This is a genomic window from Companilactobacillus halodurans (assembly GCF_009600985.1).
GTDB lineage: Bacteria > Bacillota > Bacilli > Lactobacillales > Lactobacillaceae > Companilactobacillus > Companilactobacillus halodurans.
The window spans coordinates 1-14,097 of record NZ_VDFP01000024.1 but is presented as its reverse complement, the minus strand read 5'-3'; the positions used below and the strand labels follow the sequence as shown (position 1 = coordinate 14,097).

10 protein-coding genes and 1 tRNA gene are annotated in these 14,097 nt (G+C 31.5%); 4 read left to right on the top strand and 7 right to left on the bottom strand.

Annotated features, from left to right (window positions below):
• Positions 1–91 precede the first annotated feature (91 nt).
• Together FHL06_RS10145 and FHL06_RS10140 are read right to left on the bottom strand one after the other, a co-directional pair.
• Entirely contained in the window at positions 92–775 is a 684-nt protein-coding gene (locus tag FHL06_RS10145) for a hypothetical protein (protein ID WP_153386289.1), read from the bottom strand.
• A 139-nt stretch (positions 776–914) separates the two neighbouring features.
• A complete protein-coding gene (locus FHL06_RS10140) occupies positions 915–1,634 on the bottom strand; it encodes a B3/B4 domain-containing protein (protein ID WP_153386287.1) in 720 nt (239 codons plus the stop codon).
• Positions 1,635–1,782: 148 nt separating this feature from the next.
• On the opposite strand from FHL06_RS10140, the gene FHL06_RS10135 reads away from it, so the two are divergent.
• The 3 genes from FHL06_RS10135 (at position 1,783) to FHL06_RS14750 (ending at position 3,887) form a co-directional block, all read left to right on the top strand.
• Positions 1,783–2,334, top strand: coding sequence for a hypothetical protein (locus tag FHL06_RS10135; protein WP_153386285.1), 552 nt, complete (start codon positions 1,783–1,785; stop codon positions 2,332–2,334).
• 353 nt (positions 2,335–2,687) lie between these two features.
• Positions 2,688–3,071, top strand: coding sequence for an IS110 family transposase (locus tag FHL06_RS14755; RefSeq protein WP_238334018.1), 384 nt, complete (start codon positions 2,688–2,690; stop codon positions 3,069–3,071).
• Between the two features lie 468 nt (positions 3,072–3,539).
• Positions 3,540–3,887, top strand: a complete 348-nt coding sequence (locus FHL06_RS14750; RefSeq protein ID WP_238334017.1) for a transposase — start codon at positions 3,540–3,542, stop codon at positions 3,885–3,887.
• Positions 3,888–5,197: 1,310 nt separating this feature from the next.
• On the opposite strand, the gene FHL06_RS10125 is transcribed toward FHL06_RS14750, so the two are convergent.
• Positions 5,198–5,280, bottom strand: a tRNA-Tyr gene (locus tag FHL06_RS10125).
• Between the two features lie 1,000 nt (positions 5,281–6,280).
• Between FHL06_RS10125 and FHL06_RS10120 the strand changes: the two genes are divergently transcribed.
• Positions 6,281–7,531: an ISL3 family transposase gene (locus FHL06_RS10120; RefSeq protein ID WP_192917959.1), complete on the top strand. Its 1,251-nt coding sequence runs from the start codon at positions 6,281–6,283 to the stop codon at positions 7,529–7,531.
• A gap of 163 nt (positions 7,532–7,694) precedes the next feature.
• Here FHL06_RS10120 and tyrS read toward each other — a convergent pair whose 3' ends face one another.
• The 4 genes from tyrS to tdc all read right to left on the bottom strand — a co-directional run bounded on the left by tyrS (position 7,695) and on the right by tdc (position 13,818).
• Positions 7,695–8,951 (bottom strand): tyrosine--tRNA ligase, encoded by a 1,257-nt coding sequence (gene tyrS / locus FHL06_RS10115; protein WP_153386281.1) that lies wholly within the window; start codon positions 8,949–8,951, stop codon positions 7,695–7,697.
• A gap of 75 nt (positions 8,952–9,026) precedes the next feature.
• Positions 9,027–10,412, bottom strand: a complete 1,386-nt coding sequence (gene nhaC, locus FHL06_RS10110; RefSeq protein ID WP_153386279.1) for a Na+/H+ antiporter NhaC — start codon at positions 10,410–10,412, stop codon at positions 9,027–9,029.
• Between the two features lie 35 nt (positions 10,413–10,447).
• The gene (locus tag FHL06_RS10105; protein WP_153386277.1) at positions 10,448–11,845 is read right to left on the bottom strand and encodes an amino acid permease; all 1,398 of its coding nucleotides are present in this window, start codon (positions 11,843–11,845) and stop codon (positions 10,448–10,450) included.
• Positions 11,846–11,949: 104 nt separating this feature from the next.
• On the bottom strand, positions 11,950–13,818 hold the full coding sequence (gene tdc, locus FHL06_RS10100; protein WP_153386275.1) for a tyrosine decarboxylase: 1,869 nt from the start codon (positions 13,816–13,818) through the stop codon (positions 11,950–11,952).
• Between the last annotated feature and the right edge of the window lie 279 nt (positions 13,819–14,097).

Below are 14,097 nucleotides of genomic sequence, written 5' to 3'. Positions count from 1 at the left end.
TATACCCTAAATCCAATTTAACAATTATGAAAGCAGGCATAATATAATAATATCACTGTTTAATTCAAATTTTAATTAGATGTACTTCACATCATTCCGATTTAGTCATAATATTTATTAACTGATTAATAAGATCAGCAATATATTTTGAATCATTTTTAATTTCACCCTCTGATTTTATCGCAATTAACGAATTGTCAGGTGTCAACAATTCCTCCGAATCATTATCCACGAACTTTCCAATTGGTAGATAAATGGAAATATCAAATAATTTTGTTTTTTCAACATTTACATGTGTTATATATAATTCTGGTGAATTAACTATATACCCCATTATTCTTGGAAAATCTAGTTTATCATTATAATACTCATATATACGTTTTAATTCATCAAGTATTAAATTAATTGAATTAGTAGAATCAATATCATCAATCCTTGGTTCGAACTTTCTAACCTGCTTACCATTTTTTTCAGATAAATAATGTAATTGATTCAACAATTGCATTATTTTCTTTGAGTCTTCTTCAATAATTGGTAATGGTACTCCACTCATGGCCATTTTAGCTGGCTTAAAAAATGAAATTTTCTTTGAATCAATAACGGCAACGGGCACTTTAATATTTAAATTCTCATCATTTTGAAATTGAATATCCCAAACGTTAATGACTTTTTCATTAATTATCCAGGTATTTATAATATTAAAACTAGTTGTATCACCATACATCAAAAAAATATTTTTTAACTTACTAATAATACTATCCATTTTATCGTCCATAATTTCTCCCAATTAATTAGAATATTTATTATATTTTAACAAAACATTCATTCACATCATAGATCATCAAGGAAAACGATAACATAATATTTAGAGATTATATTAAATTAACAGAATTAAAAACCACTTATATATTCATTTATTCATCTATATTATTCCATGAAAATTCTGGTGTATTCTTATCAACATATCCAGTTTGAACAGAACAATTGAATTTATTAATTAATATTGTTTTTAGATCTTTAACTGCTGCATCTACCCTATCATCGTTAATACCTTTAAATCCATCAATTGGGAAAAATACTGTATGTGTATTCTCACTAATTTTACCGTGATTGCTTTGCCTCCATGTCCAATGTCTAGTTCTTACGTCATTACCAATTGCATAAACAACTTCATTTTTGTCTGGTTTTTCAACTTCATCAGAGCCCATAGGGACAAATACATCGTTATCAACAGAAAAACGCATTTGAATATCTTCTGACTCTACCCCTGTTAAATCATGTGTCCCCATTGGCAATATATGTTTCAACGAAATAGCATTATTCAAGTCAACTAATGGGTTAATTGATGGAATACGCTTTCCCTTGGAAATCCTAGTAAATAATGCCTCAATTGAACAACGATATTTATTTGGATTAATATTTAATTTTCGAAATGCATTTCTATAAGGAATAATATCTTTATCATCCTTCATTTTTTCACCAAGATATCTATCTTTTACTTCGTCAGTATATGTGCTTAACATTTTCTTGAATACTTCGCTGTTTTTTGTATTGTCAACGCCATTCGCTATAACAACACCCACATATAAATTATTAATTTTTTCAAATATTTTATTTTGAATGATAAATTTCATTATTAGCCCCTCCAATTAAATTCCAAATATTATATATTCTTTAGTATAGCGCATTTTTTTATTAATATTAATTTGAGCTAGAATATTCATAATAAATTTTATATTGCTATAATTAAAGTACTAAATATATTGTACTGGAGACACTAAATTGAATATTAGACAATTCGAAGATACTATTATACATCAAAAAATCAATAAATTATCAGGAATAAAAGGATCAATTAAGATGAACAATTCTTTCGTTCAGGATTACTATGAATCATTTATTGAATGGCTGAGCAATTATCATGTAATAAAAATTGTTAACTCAACAAAAAAAAGGCCTATTTCATTAAAAAATGTTACTTCTTATGACTTTACTTTGTGGCTTTTTCTCACCGGAAACGTTTATGGCAGAATAATAAATCTTAATTCAATTGATAATAACAAAATCCAATTAGATGATATATCTCTAAACTATATCCATAACTTAGGTATAAAGCATCCAATTTTTTCTTGGGTCGTATCCATCACTTATTGGATGAATACTAGTAATATTTTTTCAGACAAAAGCAAAAGTGAATTAAAAGCTATTTTACAACAAATACATAATGAATCAGAAAATAAGAATATAAATATAAATCGAAATAGAATTGCCCTTTACAAATCTTTATCTTTACTTTCGGGAATGGCCAATGAACGGGAAAAGTCATCTTATTAAGGATCATAAGCTATTGAATACAAGTAGATTCAAATTTATTCAGGCTATTTCTAATTCAAACTATTAACCAACAGTGAGCATGCTAATTTAATCTAAAACAAAAAAACAAACTAACATTTATGAAGAATAATGATTCGACAAAATCGTGATTCTTCATTTTACTTTTTAAAAGTAAAATGAGAATGAAGTTGATAAAAGTCGAAGGGCCTATTGGCACATGATGTCGTAAAAAAGCTGGCAACTTCGCAGGACTCAATTTAATTCCGTTCGAAGTCTGTTGGCCTAGATGCCGAGTATTGAAAATTGAAATAAGTGTATCCAGAGTGAATAAAACTTTAATAGGAGCGATATTTATGGAATTCATATTTGGGATTGATGGTAGTAAAACTACGTCTAATATAGCTATTTTGGTAAATGGCCAACCAGTAAAACAATTCAAAATAAATAATAATGCCAAGGGATTTGAAACTCTTGGCAAGGAGCTAAATTCTTTTACTGAACCATCAATAATCTTCGAATTTATTGTAGTTTACTCTAGAAGTTTGGAAAATTATTTATTACAGGAGGATTATCAATTCACGAGAATCAATTCTTTGCGTGCAAAGAAGGATATGGATAGTTTTAGACATAATAAAACTGATTCTCTTGATGCTCTCGGACTCTCTAAAGCGATGTCCGTGCATCATTATGACCCTCTGAACTATCTGACCCAATTTATTCAAAACTACATGCATTAGAACGGTTTTATCAAGAACAAAACGAAGACATTGTCCGTGAAAAGGATCATCTACATAAAATACTTTCAATTACATTCCCAGAAATAGAAAATCTTTTAAGTTCCACTGATGGAGATCTATATTGGAATCTTGTACAAAAATTTCCATCATCTGATTTTGTTAAGAAATATGATATTTATACATTGTCTAGAGTAGTATTAGAGTCGACTCCCAAAAATATGGGAATTGGCCGTTCTCAACGTATTGCCAGCCGATTAATCGAGCTGGCAAAATAATCTTTTTTATAACCAATATTGATTATGAAGTTAGAGAAGCAAGATATCACGCACATGAAGTTCAACGCATCAATCATTTGAAATCTCAATTGATTAGTGAAATGGCTGAACTATCTAAAAATCTACCAGAAATAAAAATACTAATAAGTATTCCAGGAAGTGGAATCAAAAAGGCAGTCTGTTTGACTGCTGAATGGGAGATATCAGGAGGTTTTATAGTTCAAATGCCATCAATGCATTCATAGAAATAGATCTTATTCATTACGAATCTGGTAACTATACGGCTGGAAAACACATACGAAAACGTGCCAATGCTTACGCTCGTAAAATACTTTTTAAAGCAATATTAAATATCATATCGGCTTCAAAAACGATCCCAACAAATATCCGTTTAGTTTATAAAAGAAAAAGACAATCTTCAGGTTCCAAAGGAACCAAGAAGATTGTCATATCTGCTATACATCATCTTATAAGGACGATATATCATCTAGTTTTAAATAATGAGATGTATGATACAAAAATGTTCTTGGGCGAACATTAATCATCTCTCACTTATCATTTTACCACCTCATAAAAAATATAATATATGAAGCTTTATTTAGTAAACTCTAATTTTCAAATATCAATACCTTGAATCTTCTGATCCTTACCCATATCATAATATCAAAAAAGAGAACCCAACAATATCAGGTTCTCTATTGACTAATGGTAAAAAATAGGAAGCAATTTGTGTCAAACAAAAAATAATAGATTTAGACAAATAATTTTGAAAATTTAAATCCTAGTCAACTAGAAAATGATCATTACATAAATAGCCAATACACTCACTAATTCTCTCATTATAAAATAAATCAAATTTCAATCTTTAAATTTAGATTATTATAATTTTTGATAAAACTTTGTTTTTAGTTTTATGTAACCGCTTGCTTATTTTACTCTGAGTGCTATCCTTGAATAGGGATTATTTGTATGAGCATTTAAATGTCATAATCTTTTATTATTGCTATTGTCTTAATAGTAATAATTTACACTTTGAAATCATCAAATATTAAACCAAACAATTTATTAATTCAAAACTCCAAAATAGTTAATTATCTTTTAATACAAATGTCTTTTAAAATCCTAACTTTTATTACGCGTTATCATTGATATATTTTCATTTATTTTGCTCATATTTTAAATTGGTCCCGTTCAAATCCACAGCACTAGCTATAATGAAGTTGATAAGTAATTTACTATCAGCTTCATTTTTGTATCTCATTTAATAAAAACTGTATTTCGTAGCATACGGACGAACTAATTTTTAGAAAAATTATAACTTTATTGAATTACATTTTAAGTTTTATCTCCATAAAACTGGATTGGGATAAGAGTGAACTCAATTAAATTTGTAATCTCAATAGGTTATATCCCAATTCAGAATATGTTAGCAATGGATTTAGGAATCGAACTTTGAAAGAAACAATCATACTGATATTTGTAAGATTTTTAGTAAATGTTTAAATTTACATACACTTTCTATAATTGTTGAAAGATTATATTAAAGAGTTTTACTTTAAAAATTTCACGAGTATAACTTTCAGATATTAGCGAAGTGTCCGCCTCGATTTATTGTCACACTGAGCTATTCCCTTTGTTAATCTAAGTTAAAATAGATTATCTACTTATTCTTCAAACGTTTCAATCTAATACAGTTTATATCGACTTTCAACACTAGGATAGTTATCCCTGCCGGACGCAAAAAGCAGCTAGACTAATATGGTCTAACTGTCAGATGTAACTACCATAAACTTAACTTTATATCAACTAACAATCTCAGATAAATCCAGTCACCAGTTGATTATAACAATATGGAAGGGAGTGGATTCGAACCACCGAACCCGAAGGAGCGGATTTACAATCCGCCGCGTTTAGCCAGACTTCGCTACCCTTCCTTCAAAACATACCTCAATACGTAATTAGTATAACTAATTTTCATTAATATTTCAATCCATTATTATAACATTGACAATTTTTATTATAATAGATTGCAAATATGATCCGAACACTTTAAAAAATACTCTCTAAATGTTTTAATGGAAATTTTCCAACCTAAAATTTTTAGTATCCATCTGTTTATTAATTCAATTGCCTCGATGACATCGTCATCGGCAATTGAATTAAAGTTGGTTTTCTTTGGAAAGAGCCAACGTAACTTACGGTTGAAATATTCATTAGCTCCACATTCCCAAGGAGAGAGTACAGATGACAAAAATAATTTGATAGACCATGACCTTTTATTAGCTGTTGACATCAGTAAATTTTTTTCCGTGATAAACAGTGGTCGATTGGATATCTCTAATATTCTAGCAATTTCATTTTGTGATTTACCCATCAATTAATAAATAATAGATGGCACCGCGCTCGAACTGTGATAAAGTAGATACGCTCATCGTAAATGCTTCTTTCATGATCGGTTTTGTCACTAACCATTGTAAAATATTTTACTGTAAGTGTTTTTTATTTAGATATTCATATTAATATTACAATTTGAGAAATAAAATATATTTTTTATTATATTTAATGATGATTTTTTATTTGAAAACCTTACAATTAAACATTGTATAATGTTTTTATTACTTAAAGTTCATGAACACATCCCTTCCTATAATTTATTGAAATATAAGTATAATTAACTGATTCATATTTTGTTTCGGTTCTTAAAGGCCTTCCAAATTAAATATTACTCACATTTAATAGCTCCATTTGACAAGGGATTTTATTTCAAATCACTTGTTTTACCAGCCACCCCTTTCAATTTAATGCTTCTAAACTTTCTGGTGTTGATGAATAAATCAACGCCAGTTTTTTATTCTCTTTTAGATAAAAAAAGAACATCACTGTTCTCATGCTAAGATTTAAGCAATCAAACCGAATCAAACAGGAGTAAACATGATGTCCCAAAACAATTCTATACTATGTACATTAGATATAAAAGACGATATTATAAAAATTATTTCAGTAAAAGATGCCAAAATAAAAAAACGTGGCATTATAAAACGTATAAAAATTGTGAACGCAAAATTATCCTATACCTTACATAAGTGTCCTCAATGTGGAATAATTTCATTAGTTAAAAATGGTAAAAGAATTACTATTGCGAGACTAGCCAGTTTTAATGGTGTTGAATATCATTTAGTAATTAAGAAACAACGATTTTTATGTAGGAACTGTGGAAGCACCTGCGGTGCCCACAGTGACTTATTGATCAAAAATCATACAATGACTAAGCAAGTTAAACATAGAATCTTTTCTATGGCTAAAGAATCCTTTACTTTGTCATCCATGGCTAAGGTTATTGGTATTTCGGCTAGTACTGTAAATAGGATTTTGTATGGTAATACGAAGATTCCACGTAGGTGTTCACATTTACCTGAAAATATTTGTTTCGATGAATTTGGCTCAGTAAAAAATCTTTTTACATTTATAGCTATTGATGCAGATACACATAGACTAGTTGAACTGATACATGACAGACTATCCAGAACAATAATTGAACACTTTATAAATCAGTATAGCTTGTCAGAACGACAAGCTGTTAAAACTGTATCTATTGATCTAAATGCCAATTATCAATTAGTCGTTCATCGTATTTTTCCCAATGCTCGCATAATCGTAGATAGATTTCATATTGTTCAACTTTGTAGTAGAGCTATGGATCGAGTACGTATCAATTCTTTAAAAAAGATCCATGATAAAAAGTCTCGTATATACAAAGCTATGAAATCTGACTGGAGTCTATTTCATCTTCCCGAGGAAGATGTAGACGCAACCCACGTAAAATACATCACCGGTATAAACGAATATACTACTATTCAAAATGTCATTGATATAGCTACTGATAAAATACCAGTATTCAAAGAAACCTACGATACTTATCAAAGCATTCAAGAAGCGATAAGGTATCATGACATAGATATACTTAGGGAAACCACTTACAGGTATAAAAGAAATGGAACCGCAATGGATACAGTCATTACAACGTTACGAAAAAATATAAACTATGTAAAAAACAGTTGCTTATTGCCATATTCCAATGGCCCTCTTGAGGGCACCATTGGAAAAATAAATAAATTGAAAAGAAATTCTTATGGATTTAGAAATCTTGACCATTTTATTAAGAGAATAAGATTGATTTGTGCATAAAAAAAGTACCCTCAATGAGGGTACTTAATAAGCTCAAAAATCATTCATCAATATGATTTGACAAAGAGCCAAAATAGTAAATCTACTTACTATCTACTTTTTAACTTGTGCTATTTTCAATACGATTCAGAAGAAAAATCACAATTAATATTAACTAATCTCTTTAATTTGCGTCTTCTACACTAATTAACGTGTAATTCTTCTTTCCTTTACGAGCCACAATATATTTACCATCAAAGCCATCTTTAGGGTCTATCATAGACTCTACATCAGTAACTCTTTCACCGTTTATAGTTATGGCTCCATTCGTTACATCTTCACGTGCCTGACGTTTTGAAGGCTCAATCTCAGTATTTACCAAGAGATCAACAATATTTGTCAAAAGATTGTTAGCATGTGCTGACGGAACCTTATCAAAAGCTTGTTTAATTTCTGATGCTGACAACTGTTTAATGTCACCACTGAATAAAACTTCAGAAATTTTTTCAGCTTCTTTCATTTCTTTTACTCCATGAACAAATGACGTTACCTCTTGAGCCAATCGTTTTTGAGCCTCCCTCTTTTCTGGTTCCCTTGTAACTTTTTCCTCCAAAGCATTGATTTCATCATGTGACAAGAACGTAAAGTACTTGAGATATTTAACGACGTCACGATCATCTTGATTAAACCAAAATTGATAGAATTCAAATGGAGAGGTCTTCTTAGGATCGAGCCATACAGCACCACCAGCAGTCTTACCAAATTTAGTACCATCAGCCTTAAGCATCAAAGGAATAGTCAGTCCGTAAGCTTCAGCTTTAGAATCTTTTTTATGAATTAAATCTACACCGTTAGCCAGATTGCCCCATTGGTCGGCACCACCAATTTGAAGCTGAATATCCTTTTCTTTAAGTAAATGATAGAAATCAATAGACTGCAAAATCTGATAACTGAATTCAGTAAATGAGATACCATTATCTAAACGACTAGCAACTGCTTCTTTAGATAGCATTGTATTTACATTAAATGATTTACCATAGTCTCTTAAAAAACTTAGCAAATCAATTTTACTTAACCAATCGTAATTATTAACAATATCAAAATTTTCTGTACCAAATAATTTAACCATTTGGCTAGTTAAAGCTTTTTCGTTATGTTCAACTTGACTAGTCGTTTGAAGTGATCTTTCAGTTTTTCTACCTGATGGATCACCTATAAAACCAGTACCTCCACCAATAAGGATATATGGATGATGTCCTGCAAGTTGAAACCTCTTTAACATAATAAATGGAATTAAGTGTCCAATATGAAGTGAATCACCGGTAGGATCAGTACCACAATAAAGAGAGACCTTTTTATTTTTTAATAATTTGCGAAGTCCTTCAAGATCAGTACACTGATTGATGGCTCCACGCCATTGCAAATCTTCTAAAATGTCCATAAATATCTTCTCCTTAAAAAACGCTTTAGCTTTATTAAACAACAATTAAATTAATTAATCAATCAATTATTAGTCTTATTTTAATGTTCTCTTTTTATGTTCTAGTATAAATCCAACAAAAACAGTAAAAAAGGGAACCAACAATGGGAAGAATGAATATGGTATATATTGTATAGGACTAACTTGCAATGCTCCTTGAATAAATACTCCACTGACACTCCATGGGATAATAGAATTAACTGCTGCACCAGCATCATTAAGTGTCCTAGTTAATCTTGTTCTTGGCAAATTCATTTTATCAAATGAATCTTTAAAGCTTTCACCTGGCAAAATAACTGATAAATATTGTTCGCCAACTAAAAAATTTACACCAACACATGTAATAGCTGTCATTAAAACCAATTTTCCTGCAGTATTAATAAATTGTCCAAGCCCATCTATTAAGGATCCAATGATATGAAATTTAATCAATAATCCCCCTAATGACAACGCAAAGATAATCAAGGCCAAAGAACTCAACATACTATCAATTCCACCCTTTGATAATAAAACATTCATCGTCTTACTACCAGTTTTAGCTACATATCCATTCATTATATACTTAGCTAGGGTGTTTAATTTTATTGGACGATGTAACCAACCAATAATAACAGCAAAGAACGAACCAAAGGCTAGTGATGGCACTGCTGGAACCTTTAACCACGCAAGAACTAATAATAAAATGATAGGTAGAACTGTCCAAAATGAAATCCAGAACCCATTTTGGAGCTGTTGCGTCATAATGGTTATCTTCTCCAAGCTTACATCCTTATGGCCAAATCCAAGTAGTGTATATCCAATCAAAACCACACCCCAAACTGGCAAATCAGTCCAAATTAGACTTTTGATATGCTCATAAATATCTATTTCACCAACACCAGCAGCTAAATTCGTTGTCCCAGATAATGGAGAAACGTTTGCACCAAAGTATGCTCCTGAGATAATAGCGCCAGCAGTAATACCTGGATTTATTTTCAACGCTGATCCTATTCCAATAAAAGCAATGCCCATTGTTGATACTGTAGTAAACGAACTGCCACAAGTAATACCAACGAGTGAACAGACAATAAACACTGTAGGTAAAAAGTACTTAACTGATATTATTTTAAACCCAAAATACATGATTGTAGGGATGGTTCCCAAATAAATCCATGTTGCAATTAAAACACCAATTAAAAGAAAAATCATCAAGGGAATTACTCCAGGCTTAATTCCTTCTTCAATTGCTCCAACTACTTCATCCCAATTGAATCCTCTGATAATTCCATAAAGCATAAGAGAAACTACTGAAATCAGCAGAGGAACCTGGGGCGATTGACCCGAAAAGATAATTAAGTACCCCAGTATAATCAAAATTATAATAACAACAATTATACTTTCTAAAACGCCAACATTTGGTTTATGTCTTTCACTCTTTCTCAAATTAGTTACACCCCAATCTAATAAATAATTACATACTATTTATTTTCGTATGCTCGAGCATCCTTAAGCCACTGATCATTTTTGTGTGAATTAATAATTAATGGGATAATAGTCATTACAACAGTAATAACAACCATGGCAATTCCATTAGTAATTCCAGCGGTAGCTACTGTTACAATACCAATGGCAAAAATACCAAAAATAAACAATATCGTCCAAATCCAAGCAGCCACATTACCACTTTTACCAACACGGTATGGTCTCTTTGCATTTGGCTGTGTGTAACGTAATCTGATGAATGCTATTGCAATTAAGAAATAAAGAACACAATACAATAATGTCGTTGTATTTGTTAGCATTAGAAAAACACTATTAATATCTGGTAGAGCATACATTAAAGCAAATAGTGTAATACAAGTTGTTTGTGTCAAGATAACATTTCTTGCAACACCAATGTCATTGTGTTTAAAGAAGCCCCATTTTGATGGTACTAGCCCTTCACGTGCAACTTGAATCATTGATTGTGAAGGTCCTGTTACCCAACCCGACAGTTGAAGGAAGACACCAACGGCTGCCAATAAGCTAAACACATTAGCAATCCATAATGGCCAACCTAAAATTTTACAGAATAGAATAATTGGTTGTGTAATATTTGTTAATTCTGTCGAACCTTTTGGTACAACATCAGCAACAATGAAAGCATTTAACAAATTCAAAATAACCATTGCAACTAATGCAAAAATGACACCTTTAACGAAATCATTTGACTTTTTCATTCTTGGAACATAAACACCTAATGTTTCAATTCCTGTGAAGATGAATGAAATAGCAGCAACATACTTCAAAGTATCAACACTAGGAATTAATTTACCAGAAGAAAATGATCCTAAAACACTATTAACATCAATTCCTGTCTTGGCAAGTGCGGCAATTCCCATAATAATCATAACTGCAAATGGAATATAAACACCAAACCAAACACCAAAATTACCAGCAAATTTAGCCATATCAAATTTCAAATTTAATATTGTAATAATCCAGTAAATAACAATAATACATGCTAAGGTAAACCAGTGATTTTGTCCCAAAACTTGATTACCAATTGTATTACCCAACAATGGTCCAAGAGTGGAAGCAACCATAACCATACCTGGGAAAATTTGTACCCAAAGTAGCCATGCTGTGGTGAAGCCCCATTTTGACCCCAATCCAGTACGTACCCATAACTGAGGACCACCGGCATCTTGAAGCATCGATGAGAATTCTCCTGACATAATTGAAACAGGTAAAGCAAAGAAAATAACAGCAAAGATCAAATAGAAGAACATTTGCCAACTTGCGGCTGCCAATGTTGGAACACTACGGACTGTGGCAATCATAGCCATACCAATCCCGATAAATGTACCAAGGCTTATTTTATTATTTGAGCTCATTTTTATTTCAACTCCTAAACACGTAAAGCTCAGCAGCATCCCTACTCCTGAGTTTTACGAAAAGTTATAATATTAATACTTATTTAATAAACTGTTTATTGTTACTATTTCATTTGATTTAAAATCTTTGACAATTTTTCAGCCATAGCACTCTTAATTTTACCTGCATATTCAGCAAAATTATCTTTATCATATAGAAGTGGTGTCAATACACATGCACGTAAAATTCCAACAGCTTTTTCATTCTCCCAATCATCATGTGTAAAGCCCAGACTCTTTACATAAGCTTCAGGACTATCACCATAACCATCTTTTGCAAAATCAGTATGTGATGTAATAAAATCGTTATTATAAATAGGGCCCTTAACGAATGAGGCCTCTTGATAAAATGCAAGATTTAAGCTGTTCATCTTGGCAAAATCCTTATTGCCCTTAACATTAAATGTCCAATCAACCATGTTGAAGTCAGGCTTTGTTAATGGATTAACTTCAATCTTTTGTCCATTAATGTCAAAGCTCAAATCATTCAAAAAGTCATAATAACGGTTAGCTGCTTCAATTGAACGACCAATTAACTTACCATACCCTGAAACATTCAATGGCAAAACACGATGTGCAGTCCAAACAGCCGCTGCAGTTGCACCAGCCTTGGAACCTTCAAGAATATAAGCACCTAACATTGATGGTGCCTTTGAACGTTTATCAAATACGTATGTAGCAAAATATGAAATGATGTTGCGCATAGTAATATTACGAATTGCAATTCCACCAGCTGCATAAGGTACATAGCCCATCTTGTGAGGATCTACTGTTACCGTTTCAGCTTCTGAGATGGCCTTGAATGCATTATAGACATCTTTTGAAATGTATTCTTTATTTTCTTGGAAATCACCATACTTTTGATGAACTTCTTGTAACTTATCATATGGAATGAAATTCCCATCTTCATCTAAGAATAATGAACGTGCATAAGCTCCATAAGCAGCATCAACATGTAAATAGAAATATGTCCCTTGTTTCATCAATTTTTTACGTAATTCGACAACTTTATCGACAGGATCAACAGCACCCTCTTCAGTAGAACCAGCAACCGCTACAACACCAAGTATTGGAGTTTTTTCAGCAACTAATTTATTGATTGTCTTTTCAAGTTCATTTACGTCAAGTCTGTAATTGTCATCTACTGGAACAGGAACAACTTGATCCAAACCAATACCAACGACATCGGCAGCTTTCATCCAGCTATAGTGTTTAGTCTGTGGTACTAGCCACTTGCCTAGTTTAGAAAGATCCACTCCTCCACGAGCTGACTTTGCTTTGATGGCATCAATAGTTTTATCATCTTGACTATTAAGAATATCCATAATATCGTCCACAGACATATTGAGTAATTCCCAATCACTCTTGCCTTCTACTAATTCTGGCTTTACTTCCTTCATTGCTAATGGTAGACTTTTGACATTTCTTGCATACCATAAGCCTTCCATATTTGCCAATGAGCCATCGGCAACGATATGACCCCAACCATGATTGAAGTTAAATAACTTAGCAAAATCCTTACCTACTTCTTCTTCCATTTGAGAAGTACCTGGTGATGATTCATATGCAACATTATTACCATTCCATAACATCGCATATGTATATGCCAAAATTGAAGGCATTAACGTCTCAGAATTCATGTGTCCAAAATAACGAGGTGAGTGCCATGGAACAGAATTTGTACGTAAACGAACGGATAATTCATCTAAAACAGCATTCATTTTATTTACAGTTGATTTAAATGACTCAGAAGTTTTTTCATCTTCCGAGATTAATGGTTCATCTTGTGGCATATAATTCTTGCGCCATCCCATATGTTCATTAACCAACTTAATTAATGTTGTTTTGAATAAATCCGCATTTTCGGCTTTATCACCGATAAAAAGTGCATCAAGATTTAAATTATCATTATTATTACCGATATTGTCAGTCATACTAAAAACCTCCCATATTTATATTTGCCTGATCGACTAACCAAGATTTATCTTAGATCTTTTATAGAATATGTCAACGTTTTCATAAAGTGGGATAGTCCTTTTAAATGGATTTATATATATTTTCTAATTTTTCGACTTTCACATACTTTATTTGGCGAATTTTATAATCAAGTTAGCCACTTTCAATAAAATTCCAAAATAAAAACACCAAGACGAAAAAATCAGGTATCATTGGAGTTCTCCACAAACAATGAAAGAGGTTTTTCGTCTTGATGC

Coding starts and splice junctions, on each gene's coding strand:
- FHL06_RS10145 (WP_153386289.1), bottom strand. CDS start 775: ATGGACGATAAAATGGATAGTATTATTAGTAAGTTAAAAAATATTTTT.
- FHL06_RS10140 (WP_153386287.1), bottom strand. CDS start 1,634: ATGAAATTTATCATTCAAAATAAAATATTTGAAAAAATTAATAATTTA.
- FHL06_RS14755 (WP_238334018.1), top strand. CDS start 2,688: ATGGAATTCATATTTGGGATTGATGGTAGTAAAACTACGTCTAATATA.
- FHL06_RS14750 (WP_238334017.1), top strand. CDS start 3,540: ATGGGAGATATCAGGAGGTTTTATAGTTCAAATGCCATCAATGCATTC.
- FHL06_RS10120 (WP_192917959.1), top strand. CDS start 6,281: ATGTCCCAAAACAATTCTATACTATGTACATTAGATATAAAAGACGAT.
- tyrS (WP_153386281.1), bottom strand. CDS start 8,951: ATGGACATTTTAGAAGATTTGCAATGGCGTGGAGCCATCAATCAGTGT.
- FHL06_RS10105 (WP_153386277.1), bottom strand. CDS start 11,845: ATGAGCTCAAATAATAAAATAAGCCTTGGTACATTTATCGGGATTGGT.
- tdc (WP_153386275.1), bottom strand. CDS start 13,818: ATGACTGACAATATCGGTAATAATAATGATAATTTAAATCTTGATGCA.